A 15339-nucleotide genomic window follows, 5' to 3' on the forward strand; every position below is an offset into this window, starting at 1 on the left:
GCCGACGGTCAGCCCTGCATCGGCTTCAGCACGACCACGGCATTGCCGGGCGCGATCCGTCCCGGCAGATCGACCGAGAGCACGAGTCCGCGCAAGCGCGCCGCCGCCTTGACGAAGGAAAATTCGAGCTCCGGCCGACCGACAGCCGCCGCGACCGCCCGCCCCGACAACCGACACGGAGAGTTGTAGGCCTCGACCCGCAGGACGGCGTTGCCGTCGAAACGGCCCTTGCCGCCCCAGGCACCACCGATCGCGAGCCGACTGCCCGGCGCGATCTGCGAGAAGCCCGGCAATCCCTCGACCGCGAGGTTGCCGCCGATCCATTGCGGCAGCAACGCCTCGATCGAGAGCGCTGCGGCGATCTCGGCAAGCTCATCCGGGCACAGCGCCGAGAGCTGCCGATCGTTGCGCAGCACGGCTCCCCGCGGCAGCCAGGGCTCGCGCGCACCGGCACGCCGCGTCGCGCCGTGATGGCGGTCGCCTGGAATACCGTGATGATCGAGATCGAGATGATCGGCTGGTGTCGTGACGAAACCTGCGCCGGAGCGATCCGTCCGCGCGGCCTGCAGCACCGCAACGAGCCTTCCGCTTGCGAGCACAGCCGTCACTGCGGCCGGGCCGGCGGTGGCCTCGCCGTTCTCATGCGCTCGGCCGGCTCAGATCAGCTTGAGCGAGCCGGCCGCTGTCTTGCCCCGTTCGGTCTTGAGCTCGAACGAGACCTTCTGTCCTTCCGTCAGCGTCAGCATCCCCGCTTCCTTGACGGCAGTGACGTGCACGAACACGTCCTTGCCGCCATCGGAGGGCTGAATGAAGCCAAAGCCTTTCTCGGTATTGAACCACTTCACGGTTCCGGTCGCCATCGCCGCATCCTTTGGAGCATTCATGGTCTCGCGACGCGCCTTGGAGACTAGCTCTCCAGGAGCCGCGCCAATCGAGGATTGACCGAAAACGAAATCTTGTCGAGATCAAAGCATTGGCAATTAAAGCGGACCTCTTCAGGGTTTCGTGATCTCGAATTGCGTCTTCGCCTCTGCCAGCGACGACCCGCCGAGATAGACCTCGACCATGCCGGGATCGAGCTGGTAGCGGCCGGCATCGTCATGGGCGCCCAGCGTTCGCGCCTCCAGCTTGAAACGTACAGTCTTCGTCTCGCCGGCCTTCACGAAGACTTTGTCGAAACCCTTGAGTTGGCGCAGCGGCCGCGACCGCTCGGCAACCGGCTGGCGGACATAGAGCTGAACGACCTCCTGGCCGTCGCGCTCGCTTTGGTTGGTCACGTCGACGCTGATCTCGACGACGCCGTTCATCGCCACCTTCTCGCGAGAAACGCGCGGATTGGCATAGGCGAAGCGGCTATAGGAGAGACCGAAACCGAACGGGTAGAGCGCCTCGTTGGCCTCGTCCATGAAGATCGATTCATAGCGCTGGCGGATCTTCTGCGGCCGGCCGGTCGGCAACTGGTCGTAATAGACCGGGATCTGCCCGACCGAGCGCGGGAAGCTCATCGGCACCCGCCCCGCCGGATTGATCTTGCCGGCCAGCACCTCGGCGATGGCGGCGCGCCCCTCGGTGCCGCCATGGAAGGTCTGGACGATTGCCGCGACATGCTTGTCGGCCCAGGTGAGGACCAGCGGCCGCCCCGTCGCCAGCACCAGCACCACCGGCTTGCCGGTCGCAACCAGCGCCGCGAGCAGCTCCTGCTGGACGCCCGGCAGGCCGAGATCGGTGCGCGAGGCGCCCTCGCCCATGAACTCGCAATCCTCGCCGAGCATGGCGACGACGAGGTCGGCGGCGGCGGCGGCCTTCACGGCCGCGTCCTTGTCCTTGAATTCGGTGCCGCAGTTCTTGGTGAAGGCCGGCTCGTAGGTGACGGCGATATCCGAAGGCAGCTGCTCGCGCAGCGCATCCGGCAGCGGCTGGACGAGGCGACGGCCGAGCCCGGCCGGATCGGTCCAGACCCGCTCATCCTCCGGCACCGCCATGGCGCCGATCACCGCGACCGACTTCACCGAAGGCGCGATCGGCAGCGTCGCCTTGTCGTTCCTGAGCAGGATCACGCCCTCGCGCGCCGCCTGGCGGGCAACCTTGCGGGCTTCTTCCGTCTGCATCAGCGACGGCGCCGCGGCGACGTCGACATCTCCCCGCTCGAACAGACCGAGATGATACTTGACCCGCAGCACGCGCCGCACCGCCTCGTCGAGCGCCTTCACCGGCACGCGACCAGCCTTCACCTCATTGGCGAGGTGCTTGTGGAAGACGTCGCCCATCATGTCCATGTCGATGCCGGCGAGCAGCGCCTTGCGCGCCGCCTCGGCGTCGTCCTTGGCGATACCGTGCAGGCGCAATTCGGTGATCGAGCCGAAATCCGAGGTGACGAAGCCGCGAAAGCCCCATTTGCCGCGCAGGAGATCGGTCAGCATGCCGCGATGGGCCGTGGCCGGCATGCCGTTCAGCGCGTTGAAAGCCGCCATCGCGGTCATCGCACCGGCCTCGAAGGCGGCCTTGAAGGGCGGCAAATGCAGGTCGTGGAGCTGGCTCAGCGGGATCCAGGTCGAGTTGTAGTCGCGCCCGGCCTCGCCGGCGCCATAGCCGACGAAATGCTTGACGCTCGCCGCGACGCCGCCGCGCTGATAGCCGCGGGTCCGCGCCGCAGCGACGACACTCGCGAGATGAACATCCTCGCCCGCACCTTCCAGTACGCGGCCCCAGCGTGGATCGCGCGACATGTCGACCATCGGCGCGAAGGTCCAGTTGATGCCGGCGGCGCTCGCCTCGCGGCCGGTCCAATAGGCCGCCTGCTCGATCAGTTGCGGGTTCCAGCTCGCCGCCTGGCCGAGCGGCAGCGGAAAGTAGGTCGAGAAGCCGTGGACGGCGTCGAGCCCGATGATCAGCGGGATCTTCAGCCGCGACTGGCGCACCGCCTCCTGGACCTGCCAGACCTCCTGCGGCACGACGAAGTTCATCACCGCGCCCATCCGGCCGGCCTTGACCTGATTGATGTCGAAGCCCTCGCCGCGCCCGGAGAGGTGGAGCTGTCCGACCTTCTCCTCCAGCGTCATCCTGCCGATCAGCGCATCGACCTTGCGCTCGATCGCGGCAGCCTCGGGGCCGGTTTTCCAGCCGACTCCCTGCTGGGCGAAAGCGATCGTGGCGAAGCCGCAGGTCAGGAGTGCAGCGAAGAGCCGCAGAATCATGTCGAAGCCTTGTGCTTGCTCGGAAGGTCGGGCGCCCGGTACAGGATCGGCGCGGATGGCTCAACCATTGCTTCGCCGCCGGGCCATGAATGGAAGCTGAAGCGCGGCGCGTCGACGGATGACACAGATGACGATCGGCACGGGCGCGACCAACCGGCACCGCCTCTATGAAGACGCGCTGGCGATGCTGCTCGGCGCGATGCTGGTCAGCCTCGGCGTCGTGATCTACGCCAAGGCGACGCTGGTGACCGGCGGGCTCGCCGGCCTCGCGCTCCTGGTCGAAGCGGCCGGTGGCCCCTCCTTCTCCGCCGGCTTCTTCCTCCTGAACCTGCCCTTCTACTGGCTTGCCCTGCAGCGCCTCGGCCGCGGCTACACGCTGCGCACCTTCCTCGCCGTCGCACTGGTGTCGGGACTGAGCTGGGCGACGCCGCAGCTGATCCGGATCGAGCAGATCGATCCGTTCTATGCCGCGATCGCCGGCGGCTCGCTGATGGGCATCGGCATGCTCGTGCTGTTCCGGCACCGCACCGGGCTCGGCGGCGTCAATGTGCTCGCCGCCTATCTGCAGGAGCGGCACGGCCTGCGCGCCGGCTGGGTCCAACTCGGCATCGACGCCGCGATCCTCGCCGCTGCCGCGCTGGTGCTGCCGCTCGACAAGGTGGCGCTGTCGCTGGTCGGCGCCGTCGCGCTCAATCTCAACCTCGCGATCAACCACAAGCCGGGCCGCTATCTCGGCGTGACATGACGCAGGCGTTGCCTCCCGCGACATTCCATGCGACCGAGCGCAGCGACGACAATGCGGGACGAGGCGACCATGGCCCAGCTCTTGACCATCGAGGATCTGCGCATCCAGGCGAAGCGCCGCGTGCCGCGCATGTTCTACGACTATGCCGATTCAGGCGCCTGGACCGAGGGCACCTATCGCGCCAACGAAACCGATTTCGCCCCGATCAAGCTGCGCCAGCGCGTCGCGGTCGACATGACCAACCGCACGCTCGCCTCGACCATGGTCGGCCAGAACGTCTCGATGCCCGTCGCGCTCGCGCCGACCGGCCTCACCGGCATGCAGCATGCCGATGGCGAGATCCTGGCGGCCCGCGCCGCCGCCAAGGCCGGCGTGCCCTTCACGCTCTCGACCATGAGCATCTGCTCGATCGAGGACGTCGCTGAGAACAGCCCGGCTCCCTTCTGGTTCCAGCTCTATGTGATGAAGGACCGCGACTTCATCGGCCGGCTGATCGACCGCGCCAAGGCGGCCGGCTGCTCGGCCCTGATGCTGACGCTCGACCTCCAGATCCTCGGCCAGCGCCACAAGGACATCCGCAACGGCCTCTCCGCCCCGCCGAAGCCGACGCTCGCCAACATGATCAACCTCGCGATGAAGCCGCGCTGGTGCATGGGCATGCTCGGCACCAAGCGCCGGACCTTCGGCAACATCGTCGGCCATGCCAAGGGCGTCGGCGACCTCTCCTCGCTCTCGTCCTGGACCGCCGAGCAGTTCGACCCGGCGCTGAGCTGGGACGACGTCAAGTGGATCAAGGATCGCTGGGGCGGCAAGCTGATCCTCAAGGGCATCCTCGACGCCGAGGATGCCGAGCTCGCGGCCCAGAGCGGCGCCGATGCGCTGATCGTCTCCAACCATGGCGGACGCCAGCTCGACGGCGCGGTCTCCTCGATCGCGGCGCTGCCCGGCATCGTCGAGCAGGTCGGCGGCCGCATGGAAGTCTGGATGGATGGCGGCATCCGCTCCGGCCAGGACGTGATCAAGGCCGTGGCGCTGGGCGCCCGCGGCGTGCTGATCGGCCGCGCCTTCCTCTACGGCCTCGGCGCGATGGGCGAGGAAGGCGTGACCCGCTGCCTCGACATCATCCGCAAGGAGCTCGACATCACCATGGCCCTCTGCGGCCTGCGCGACATCCAGGACGTCGACGGCCGCATCCTGGTGAAGGGCAAGGCCTGAGCCCCTCGGCGCTCAAGGCTCCTCTTCCAGAGCGAGGACGGCGAAGCTGGCGAGCCAGTGCTCGCCCATATAGTCGCCGGCGATATGGGGAATTCCCGCTGCGAGATGCTCCGCCGCGGCCGCCTCGACGATCACCCGGCGGACATCGCCCTCCGGCAGCGCCCCGGCCAGCGCCCGCCAGCACCAGGCGCGGCTGAGGTTCAGCCCGTCGAGATGGGCGATCTTGCCGTCGCTGCGATCCGTGACGGTGGCCGGCCGAAACAGCGTCGCCGGTTCCTGGCGCTCCAGCCTCGGCAGGAACTTGTCGAACCAGGGCAGAAACTGATCCGGCTCGAGCAGGCGGCGCATGCACTCGGCCTCGATCAGGGCCGAGGACTGGAAATCGTCGCCGCTCGGCTCGCCCCAGGCCGGGCAGTCCGTATCCTCGCCATACCAGCGCAAGGCGGTTTCCCGCAGCAGGGTCGCGAAATCCGCATCCGCCGTCGCAGTGGCATAGTCCGCCGCCATGCGCAGGCCGAAGGCGGTGTTGAAATGCGTCCCGACCCGCACCGGATAGGTCGCGAGCGGCAGGAAATCACGGAAGCGCTGCGCGAAGACCTCGGCCAGCGGCGCGATAATCTCCGACCATCGCTTGTCGTCGAGCAGGCTGAGCTCCGCCGCCAGCTTGAGCAGCCAACCCCAGCCATAGGGGCGTTTGAAGCCGCGCGCGGTCGGGGCGGCGAGGTAAGCGCATTCGACCGCGACCTTCTCGGGCGTTAGCTGCTCATCGAACAGAGCGCGGATATCGGCGGCAGCCGCGAAGCCGGGATAGCGCCGCAGCAGTCGCGCCAGCATCCAGTAGCTGTGCACACAGGAATGCCAGTCATAGCTGCCGTAGAAGATCGGGTGCAGCTCGCGCGGGGTCTGCGCATCCTGCGGCCCGGCCAGCGTATGGTCGGGCTTGTTCGGGTATTCGCGCCGGACATGCCCGAGCGCGATGCGGGCGAAACGGAGCGCGAGGTCCTCGGTCAGTCGGGCTGCGGTCACGATGGCTTCCTTGCTCTGGCGTAGCTGATAATCAGGTCGATCAGACGCGGGGTGAGATAGATCGGCAACTGCGTCGCAGCAAAGAACAGCGCCATGCGCGGCGAGGCGGCGGCGCCGAGCGCCGACCAGACCAACCCGACATTGCGGTTGCCGAGGATGAGGCCGACGGTCAATCGCTCGGCGAGCGCGCCGGGTAGCAGGGCGGCCCCCGCTCCCTGCAGACCAAGATTGCAGGCGAAAGCGAGCGCGAGGCAGAGCAGCGCGCCGTGCCAGTCCGCCGCGATCTGCTCGCGCACGCCCGCCATGGTCGCGACCACGAAGACGAGCAGCGCCGCAACCACGATCCTGTCGACGGCTTCGCCACGGCTCTGCAACTGCGTCGCCGCGAAGCGCCGCAGCAGCAGGGCTACACCCTCCGCGCCGCCGACAAGCAGGGCGAGGCGCAAGGCGAGATCGAAAGCGCTGATGCCGATCCCGCCGAACCAGCCGGCGAGAAGCGGCACGGTGAGCGGGGCGAGCGCCATGCAGAGCAGCGTCACGGCCAGCGGCACGGTGCCGTCGAGCCCGAGCATCCGCGCCACCGCCGCCGTGCCGCTCGACGGCGGCGCGGAAGTCGCCAGCACCAGAGCGAGCCCAAGTTCGGGGCCGAGGCCGAAACGATAGGCGATCAGGCCCATCAGCACCGGGCAGGCGACCATCACGGTGACGGGGAGCAGCACGGAAAGCGCGGGACGGCCGAGCACGGCGACCACCGCCTTTCCATCGGTCCGCAGCAGCGTGCCGAGCACGATGACGAAGATCATCGCCGGCATCGACGGCCGGGCCAGCTCCGCCAGCGCCGGAAAGGCCAGGCCGACAAGGACGCCGAGCACCAGGATCGTCGGCCCGCGTGGCACGAGGCGCGACAGGGTTATTCGCATGCGCCTCTTCCGGCGGGTTCGACTCCGCTCCTTTCAGCAGCCCGCATGACATTGTGGAAATCGATTTTTACTATCTGTACTATCGTTCAGATGAATTTGGCTGCCGTCGACCTCAACCTCCTCGTCGCCTTCGAAGCGATGATGGAGGAGCGCAACGTCACCCGCGCCGGCCAGCGCATCGGCCTGGCGCAGCCCTCGATGAGCAGCGCGCTGACGCGCCTGCGTGCACTCTTCGGCGATGAGCTATTCATCCGCACGGCCGCGGGCATGCAGCCGACCGCGAGAGCGCTGGCGCTGGCCCGGCCGATCGGCGAGGCGCTCGCTCAGATCAGGACGACGCTCGCGCCGGATGCTGGCTTCGAGCCCGCAACCGCGCGCCGCCGCATGACCATCGCCGTCACCGACTATGGCGACCTCGTGGTCGTACCCGCGCTCGTCACTCTGCTGCGGCAGGAGGCGCCGGGCATCGATCTGGTGGTTCGGCCGATCGCCGACCCCGCATCGAGCCTCTCCGCCCTCGAACGCGGCGACGTCGATGCGCTGATCGGCGGCCATCTGCCGGGCTCAGGCCGCACCGTGCGCCAGAGATTGTTCGACGAGGATTTCGTCTGCATTCGCGACAAGGCGCGCGTCACGGCAACTCCGCTGCTCAGCGCCGATGAATATCTCCGGCTGCCGCATGCGCTGTTCTCCGCCGCCGGCGGCGACGGCTCGCCGGGCGTGGTCGATGCCATCCTCGCCATGGAAGGCCGCAAGCGCCGGGTGGCCGTCACCCTCGCCCATGTTGTCGCCGTGCCCTTCGCCGTTGCCGGCACCGACCTCGTCGCGACCATGGCGCGGCGGATCGCGGGGCGTTTCGCCGAGATCGCCGGCGTCGCGCTCATCCCCCTGCCCTATGACACGCCGCCCTTCGCCATCGACCTGCTGCACAACCGCCGCGCTGCGAGCGACCCGGCATTGAGATGGTTCCTGGCGACGATCGAGCGGGTCGGGCACTCGCTGTGAGGGGCGGCTTTTCGCCCCCAGCGCCGGTTACGGAATGATCGGCCCGCTATGCTTCTTGTAGAGCTCGTAGGCCAGCCGCTTCTTCTTGAAGGCGACGTCATAGAGGCGGGCGTAGTTGATGTCCTTGCGGTTCTTAGCGCGTGAGAGGCACAGCCCGGTCGTCATGAAGGCGTAGTTCTCGCTGCGGATATAGACATCGGGATCGATCGCTTGGACATGAGCCAACAGCGCCATGCGGTCCCTATTGATCGCCATGCCGGCAATCGCATAGTCGGCCGAAGTGCCGCGCATATTGATGCAGACCAGCCGGTCCTTTTCGAAGGTCAAGTCGAGCAGGTCCATCACCTTGGACTTCTTCCGGATCTCGACGATCTGGTTCCGGTAGAACTTCAGGTCGTCGTCATCGAAGATGTCGTCGTCGGAGGGATCGTAGAGGCTGTCCGGCGGTCCCACGACGGCCGCAACCTGGTCCTGCGACATCAGCAGCTTCAGCGGCCCGACGCCGATGCGCGGTTCGATCTCCATCGTCAGTCCCTTCTCCGACCGAGCGTGTCAGGCCAGCCCATGCTTCTTCAGGCACCAGAGATACGCCGTCGCTTCGGCGATCGCATCGGCATATTTTGACACATCACCTCCCTCGGCGGCGATGCGCATCACATCGGCAACGTCCATGGCGAATGCTTCCTCGATCTTCCCGGCATCGGCGAGGCGCTCCTGCTTCAGCCGGTAGTTCTCGGCCGCGGTGCCGCCGCCATAGGAGCGGGTCTGGGTATGGTCGGTCCGATCCATCTGGACGGACGGCCCCTGGGATTTTCGCAGCGGACTGGCCGCGTCCGCCGGCATGTGGTTCGAGTCCCGGTTGAGCGCTCCCTGCCCTTTCGTCCCGCCATAGCTGCCGCCGCGAAAATCGCCCTTCCCGTCCGGATCGCCCTTCTTCAGCACGCGGCAGGGGTCGCGGTCGGGGCCGCAGCTCTTGCAATTCTTGGCGCGATCCTCCGCCGCCTTCTTCAGCTTCTCTCCAGCCTTCTTGATCGCATCGGCGATCTTCTTCTTCAGCTGCTTCTTGACGTATTCCTGCGCCAGCTTGGCCGCAGCCCGCTTGGCCGCCATCTTGGCGAGCTGGCGGGCGGCCGCCCCGACGATGATGCCGACGATGACAGGGATGGCCATACCTGCGATCTCAGCCGAGTTCGGCCAGCACGGCGTCCAGGACCTGCTGCAGCACCAGTTCCGGTTCCTCTGCCGCTTGGTAGAAATGCTGCCTGATCTCGCGCGACTGGCTGCTTTCGCCCCCGGTTATGACGTGTAGGAACGCCCACAGCCCATGCGCGTGCTCGCTGCGCAGGCCGATGACATTGCCGCTCGCCTCCGCCTGCACGACCATTGCATAGAGCTCCGGGTCGGAAACCTCGGGAAGGTCCTCGGCAGCGGTCTCGCGCAGATAGGCCATGATGTTGCGGCGGCTTTCCTGAATGCGACCATCCGCCAGAGCCGCGAACTGCGCCTCGGAGAAGGCGAGCATGCCCGGCGGCTTGGCCATGCCCTCGCTTATCAGCCAGCCGACTTCGGCCAAGTGCGCCGCCGAGGCCTCCGGCAGATAGGCAAGGCCGGGCGCAGCGCCCAAAAGCCGTGCCTTCTGCGCCACGTCGAGCAAGGGCTGCACCTGGGCGAGTACGTTCGGGTCCCAGTGCCTGAACAGGACGCTGCGACGTCTCGGCATCGGCTGGTCGTCCCGATCGGCATCGTCGTCGACATCCTGCTCGATCGGCACCTCGACCAGGTTCAGGGTGCGTAGATGGCGATAGAGCGAAGCCTCGCCCTGGAGCCACGACCAGATCACCGGCGCTCGGGCGGCACCGATGACAGCTTGCAGCCCCGCGATTTGCCCATCGGAGTCGAGTGGGATCAGAAACGGTCCCGAGGCGACAGCCGAGGCATCTCCGGCCTCGAGGAATAGCGGCCGTGCCCTGATTCCGTGCCGTTCGAGCGCCATGGGCAAGTCGTCGTGGAGCGCGCCATCAAGCACTGCGAAATGCTCTGCGGGCAGGCGGGCACGCGCGGCGGCAAGAAGCCTCGCCAAACCATGAACCGGTTCTGAAGCCGGCGGACTCAAGACCGCCTGCCCTTCCTCCGGTCGTAATGCTGATATCGCCACTCAGGAGCGCTCATGGCGTCACGAAGGGTGAGCTGTTGCTTGCGGCAGCCTTCATGCAAGGCTTGCCTGGCGGTGTGACGGCCCCTCCCGCCCCCAGATCAGCCCCGACGCCACTCAAATCCCCGATCAGCACGTTCATCTGGCCGGTGACGATCACGCCGCCATGGGTCGTCATGTCGCCGATGCGCGCCGCTGGCTGCCCCATGATCAGCACGCTGGCCGAGCCCTTGACGATCATGTCGGGGGGGCCGGCGCAGGTGCACATGTCGGTGACGCGCGCCGCTGGCAGGCCGCCGATCAGGACGGTCGGTGCGCAGGGCGGGATGATCGGCCCGCCGACATGCGGAACCAGCCCAGTCACCATCGGGCACGTGTGCATGTCCGTTACGCGGGCGGCAGGCATCCCCATGGCCGACGCCTCCTCGATTCCGGTGGCGTCGGTGGGCGCTCAAGCAACAGCACCTCGTTGACGCTACGGTAACGGAATGTTCCGTCGCGCCCGCCGCGCTGTCAATTGCCGCACGAAATGAAAAGGCCGGGCGCTCGCGCGCCCGGCCGGCAGCTCTACCGTATGGGTTTCAGCGCCTCAGCGCGTGAACTTCTTGTACTGGATGCGCTTCGGGATCGTGGAATCGATGCCGAGGCGGCGCTTCTTGTCTTCCTCGTAATCGGCGAAGTTGCCCTCGAACCACTCGACATGGCTGTCGCCCTCGAAGGCGAGGATGTGGGTCGCGATGCGGTCGAGGAACCAGCGATCGTGGCTGATGATCACGGCGCAGCCGGCATAATCCTCCAGCGCCTCTTCGAGAGCCCGGAGCGTGTCGACGTCGAGATCGTTGGTCGGCTCGTCGAGCAGCAGGACGTTGGCGCCGGACTTCAGCATCTTGGCGAGGTGGACGCGGTTGCGCTCACCGCCCGAGAGCGAGCCGACCTTCTTCTGCTGGTCGCCGCCCTTGAAGTTGAAGGCCGAGCAATAGGCGCGCGAATTGATCTCGCGCTTGCCGAGATAGATGATGTCGTTGCCGCCCGAGATCTCCTCCCAGACGTTCTTCTTGTCGTCGAGCGAATCGCGGCTCTGGTCGACATAGCCGAGCTGGACGCTCTCGCCGATCTTGATCGTGCCGGCATCGGGCTTCTCGGCCCCGGTGATCATCTTGAACAGCGTCGTCTTGCCGGCGCCGTTGGGGCCGATCACGCCGACGATGCCGCCCGGCGGCAGCTTGAAGGTCAGGCCGTCGATCAGCAGCTTGTCCTGGAAGCCCTTCGACAGGTCCTCGAAATCGACGACGTTGTTGCCGAGCCGCTCGGCGATCGGAATGATGATCTGGGCGGTGTCCGGCCCCTTCTGCGAGGCCTTCTGGACCAGCTCGTCATAGCGCTGGATACGGGCCTTGCTCTTGGCCTGGCGGGCCTTCGGCGAGGCCGAGACCCATTCCTGCTCGCGCGCCAGCGTCTTCTGCCGGGCGACGTCCTCGCGGCCTTCCTGCTCGAGGCGCTTCTGCTTCTGCACCGACCAGGCCGAATAGTTGCCCTCATAGGGGATGCCCTGGCCGCGATCGAGCTCGAGGATCCAGCTGGTGACGTTGTCGAGGAAGTAGCGATCGTGGGTGACGATCAGGATCGCGCCCGGATAGGTCCGCAGATGGCCTTCGAGCCAGGCGGTGGTCTCGGCGTCGAGATGGTTGGTCGGCTCGTCGAGCAGCAGGAGCTCGGGCTGCTCCAGCAGGAGCTTGCAGAGCGCGACGCGGCGGCGCTCGCCGCCCGAGAGCTTGTCGACCGCCCAATCGTCAGGCGGGCAGCGCAGCGCGTCCATCGCCTGGTCGACCTTGGAATCGAGATCCCACAGGCCCTTGGCCTCGATCTCGTCCTGGAGATTGGTCATCTCGTCGGCGGTCTCGTCCGAATAGTTCATGGCGAGCTCGTTGTAGCGGTCGAGGATCGCCTTCTGGGGCGCGACGCCGAGCATGACGTTGTCGCGGACGTTGAGGCTCTCGTCGAGCTTCGGCTCCTGCGGCAGGTAGCCGACGCGGGCACCGTCCGCGACCCAGGCCTCGCCGGTCCATTCCTTGTCGTAGCCGGCCATGATCTTCAGCAGGGTCGACTTGCCGGCGCCGTTGACGCCGAGCACGCCGATCTTGGCATCGGGGTAGAAGGAAAGATGGATGTTGTTCAGGACCTGCTTGCCGCCCGGATAGGTCTTCGACAGGCCGCGCATATGGTAGATGAACTGACGGGACATAAGCGTGCGAACTCCGCTCCGGACGTGATGGCCTGAGGCTTTCGGGAAATCTGTCGCGTATGTAGCGACAGGGGCAGCGGCCCGCAACCGGCGCGCTATGCGCAGGCGGCTCTCCGGGACACAACGCGCGCTTTCACCGCATCGCGACGGCGCGTATGAACGCTGCGACGGTGGAGGGACTGGCGGTGGCGGCTTCGAACAGCATGGGCGCGATCGAGTTGCGCCTGACCGACAGCGCCCAGCTCTTCAACAATCTCGACCCGTTTCCCTTCCGCGAGCGCGATCTTTCGGCCGAAGCCGAGCAGTATATCGTCGAATGGGCCGAGGAGCTGCCGAAGAAGCAGCCGATCGAGATCGTGGTCCACCTGCAATCAGCTGCTACTGCAGCGCCCGACCCGGCCGCGTCCATCCCCGATGCGATCACCGGCTGGTTCCGTGTCAGGGAGCGCGAAGAGGCCCGCGCCATCCGCCAGCTTTTCCATGACGGCCGCCTCGCCTTCATGATCGGCCTGGCCGGGCTTGCCCTCTGCATGGCGCTGATCTGGCTGCTGACCAAGGCCTATGAGGGGCCGTTCATGCGGGTCGTCCAGGAGAGCCTCGTCATCGTCGGCTGGGTGGTGATCTGGCGGCCTGCCGAGATGTTCCTCTACGACTGGGTGCCGCTGCTGCGGCGCAAGACCCTGTTTCGCCGCCTCGCCGACGCCTCCGTCACGGTCAGAACCAGCTGAGACCGACAGGTCACGAAACCGCCAGAGCGCGCACCCGGACTTTCCACGGCCCGGCTTTTGCCTGAAACTTTGCCCGCTGGGCAGAGACGGAGCGCTTGCGATGGGCTTGTCGGACACTCTCTTGCGACATGGCCTCGCCATGCTGGCGACAGCATTCCTCCTCGTCTCACCTGCCCGTTCCGAGACCGGCGAGCCGGGCTGCCGCCCGGAAATGGCGAGAAGCCGCCTGCCGATCAGCCTCGCCAATCTCGGCAAGGACGAGGTGCGGCTGACCTTCATCGGCCATGCCACCTTCCTGATCGAGACGCCGGGCGGGGTGAAGGCCGCGACCGACTACAACGACTATGTCCGCCCGCCTGGGACGCCCGACATCGCCACGATGAACAAGGCGCATTCGACGCATTATTCGCGGGCGCCCGACCCGGCGATCAAGCGGGTCCTCCCTGGCTGGGACCAGAGCGGCGCCGGCGCGGCAAAACATGACATCACCTTTGGCGACCTGCGCGTGCGCAATGTCCCGACCAATATCCGCACCTATTCCGGCGGCACCGATTTCGACGGCAATTCAATGTTCGTCTTCGAGATCGGCGATCTCTGCATCGCCCATCTCGGCCATCTGCATCATCCGCTGGAGCCCGGCCACTTACGCGCGCTCGGCCGCGTCGACATCGTGCTCTTTCCGGTCGACGGCAGCTACACGCTCGACCAGGAAGGCATGCTCGACGTGCTGAAATCGCTGCAGGCGCGCGTGATGATCCCGATGCACTTCTTCGGCGGCGGCACGCTCAACCGTTTCCTGTCCCGCTCGCAGGATCTCTGGCCGGTCGAGCGCCGCGAACAGTCGCAGATCGTGTTGTCGAAGGCTTCGCTGCCGGCAAAGCCGACGATCATCGTCCTGCCGGGCTATTGAACTCCGGTGCGGCGCGGCCCTGCGTTTCGGGCGCCGATCCGCGCACCGCGGGTTCGGCGCCGCGCTTATCCGCTGAAGCTAGCCTGAGCCAGCGCGGGCGCTCGAACAGGAAGCCGAGCATCGTTCCCCGGGTGAGCCGATGCAGCGCCAGCGGCAGCGCAACGCAAAGCCCCGCGATCAGCAGCGAGGCAAGCCCGACATCGAATTCCGCCTCCGTCTTGATCAGCAGGACCCGTGTCGCCGCCATCGGGATGAAGAAGGCGAGATAGATCGGCAGGGAATTGCGGCCGCAATAGGCGATCCAGCCAAGACGCTCGGCGAACAGGACCGAAAACGCGATGACGCCAAGCGCGCCGGCATGACCGAGCACCAGATCGGCCGCGAAGGTCTCGTGCAGCGCCTGATAGCCGAAGGAGCCGGCCAGCAAGGCACTCACCACGGCCCAGCCAAGCCAGAGCTTCAATGCGGCAGCGCGATGCTCGCGAGCCCAGTCGGCGAAGCGCAAGAGTGCCGGGGCGAACAGCGCTCCGCTCAGGAAGAAGACGAAGAAAGCGGCGAACTGGTCGACGAGCAGCCAGCCGGTCGTCACCGGAACGGTCGCGATCGCCGCCGCCACCAGCCAGGACGTGACCGGATAGGCCCGCACCGCCTTCGTCATCACGAAGAACACCGCCAGCAGATAGATGAACCAGAGCAGGCCGAAAGGCTGAACGAGCCCCAACGCATAGGCGCTGAACAACGTCGCGATATCGCCATCGCCCCAGCTCGTGAATTTGAGCAGACAGTGGATCGCCAGCCAGAGCAGGTAGAAATAGACGAGCGGCACGATCTTCCGGTCGAGGAACTCCGGCCAGCTCTTCCCGATCAGCCGCGGCGCGAACAGTCCCGAGAGCAGGAAGAAGCCCGGCATCCGGAACTGCTTCGCCCACTCGATGAACGGATCGATCCAGCTCTCGCGCTCCTGCGCGACCTCGAAGCCGACGACGACATGCATCAGCACCACGAGGATGATGCAGAAGCCCTTGGCGGTATCGACCCAGTCCAGGCGAGAAGCGACGCGTTTCGGCGTCGCTTCGGTGAAGTCCGACATTTCAGGCAAGGCTCCGCTAAGCCTCGCCACTCTGCCATACCGGCTTTAGCGCCGGGTTAGGTCGATCGCCGAAACCAGGGGTGATCCGGAAACGGATCGTCAACGAAGTGAT

General features: G+C 66.6%; 16 protein-coding genes. 5 read left to right on the plus strand and 11 right to left on the minus strand.

Annotation, left to right across the window (positions count from 1 at the left end; translation table 11 throughout):
* Positions 1-8: 8 nt before the first annotated feature.
* The 3 genes from AC1REK_RS07805 to AC1REK_RS07815 form a co-directional block, all read right to left on the minus strand.
* On the minus strand, positions 9-572 hold the full coding sequence (locus AC1REK_RS07805) for an MOSC domain-containing protein (protein ID WP_492268482.1): 564 nt from the start codon (positions 570-572) through the stop codon (positions 9-11).
* An 84-nt stretch (positions 573-656) separates the two neighbouring features.
* Positions 657-860 carry a cold-shock protein gene (locus tag AC1REK_RS07810; protein WP_327522053.1) on the minus strand — a complete coding sequence of 68 codons (204 nt, stop codon included), beginning with the start codon at positions 858-860 and terminating at the stop codon, positions 657-659.
* A gap of 135 nt (positions 861-995) precedes the next feature.
* A complete protein-coding gene (locus tag AC1REK_RS07815) occupies positions 996-3194 on the minus strand; it encodes a glycoside hydrolase family 3 N-terminal domain-containing protein (protein WP_492268481.1) in 2199 nt (732 codons plus the stop codon).
* Positions 3195-3312: 118 nt separating this feature from the next.
* Here AC1REK_RS07815 and AC1REK_RS07820 point away from each other — a divergent pair, with 118 nt between their 5' ends.
* Positions 3313-3939, plus strand: a complete 627-nt coding sequence (locus tag AC1REK_RS07820; RefSeq protein ID WP_492268480.1) for a YitT family protein — start codon at positions 3313-3315, stop codon at positions 3937-3939.
* Positions 3940-4008: 69 nt separating this feature from the next.
* Complete coding sequence (locus AC1REK_RS07825) at positions 4009-5154, plus strand: alpha-hydroxy acid oxidase (protein WP_492268479.1); 1146 nt, start codon at positions 4009-4011, stop codon at positions 5152-5154.
* 12 nt (positions 5155-5166) lie between these two features.
* Here AC1REK_RS07825 and AC1REK_RS07830 read toward each other — a convergent pair whose 3' ends face one another.
* Positions 5167-6180: a DUF2891 domain-containing protein gene (locus AC1REK_RS07830; RefSeq protein WP_492268478.1), complete on the minus strand. Its 1014-nt coding sequence runs from the start codon at positions 6178-6180 to the stop codon at positions 5167-5169.
* Entirely contained in the window at positions 6177-7100 is a 924-nt protein-coding gene (locus AC1REK_RS07835; protein ID WP_492268477.1) for a hypothetical protein, read from the minus strand. Before AC1REK_RS07835 ends, AC1REK_RS07830 begins: the two co-directional genes overlap by 4 nt.
* Positions 7101-7190: 90 nt before the next feature.
* Here AC1REK_RS07835 and AC1REK_RS07840 point away from each other — a divergent pair, with 90 nt between their 5' ends.
* Entirely contained in the window at positions 7191-8105 is a 915-nt protein-coding gene (locus AC1REK_RS07840) for a LysR family transcriptional regulator (RefSeq protein ID WP_492268476.1), read from the plus strand.
* Positions 8106-8132: 27 nt separating this feature from the next.
* On the opposite strand, the gene AC1REK_RS07845 is transcribed toward AC1REK_RS07840, so the two are convergent.
* From AC1REK_RS07845 to ettA, 5 genes are all read right to left on the minus strand, one after another.
* Positions 8133-8630 (minus strand): hypothetical protein, encoded by a 498-nt coding sequence (locus AC1REK_RS07845; protein WP_492268475.1) that lies wholly within the window; start codon positions 8628-8630, stop codon positions 8133-8135.
* Between the two features lie 27 nt (positions 8631-8657).
* The gene (locus AC1REK_RS07850) at positions 8658-9275 is read right to left on the minus strand and encodes a hypothetical protein (RefSeq protein ID WP_492268474.1); all 618 of its coding nucleotides are present in this window, start codon (positions 9273-9275) and stop codon (positions 8658-8660) included.
* A gap of 10 nt (positions 9276-9285) precedes the next feature.
* The gene (locus AC1REK_RS07855) at positions 9286-10260 is read right to left on the minus strand and encodes a DUF4123 domain-containing protein (protein ID WP_492268473.1); all 975 of its coding nucleotides are present in this window, start codon (positions 10258-10260) and stop codon (positions 9286-9288) included.
* 10 nt (positions 10261-10270) lie between these two features.
* Positions 10271-10624, minus strand: coding sequence for a PAAR domain-containing protein (locus AC1REK_RS07860; protein ID WP_492268472.1), 354 nt, complete (start codon positions 10622-10624; stop codon positions 10271-10273).
* A gap of 222 nt (positions 10625-10846) precedes the next feature.
* Positions 10847-12499 (minus strand): energy-dependent translational throttle protein EttA, encoded by a 1653-nt coding sequence (ettA, locus tag AC1REK_RS07865; protein WP_327523239.1) that lies wholly within the window; start codon positions 12497-12499, stop codon positions 10847-10849.
* 155 nt (positions 12500-12654) lie between these two features.
* On the opposite strand from ettA, the gene AC1REK_RS07870 reads away from it, so the two are divergent.
* Positions 12655-13227, plus strand: a complete 573-nt coding sequence (locus AC1REK_RS07870) for a hypothetical protein (protein ID WP_492268471.1) — start codon at positions 12655-12657, stop codon at positions 13225-13227.
* Positions 13228-13366: 139 nt separating this feature from the next.
* On the plus strand, positions 13367-14137 hold the full coding sequence (locus AC1REK_RS07875; protein WP_492273788.1) for an MBL fold metallo-hydrolase: 771 nt from the start codon (positions 13367-13369) through the stop codon (positions 14135-14137).
* On the opposite strand, the gene AC1REK_RS07880 is transcribed toward AC1REK_RS07875, so the two are convergent.
* A complete protein-coding gene (locus AC1REK_RS07880) occupies positions 14115-15227 on the minus strand; it encodes an acyltransferase family protein (protein ID WP_492268469.1) in 1113 nt (370 codons plus the stop codon). The genes AC1REK_RS07875 and AC1REK_RS07880 overlap by 23 nt on opposite strands.
* Positions 15228-15339: the final 112 nt, after the last annotated feature.

The sequence above is a fragment of the Allobosea sp. GW823-FHT02B03 genome (assembly GCF_058797755.1).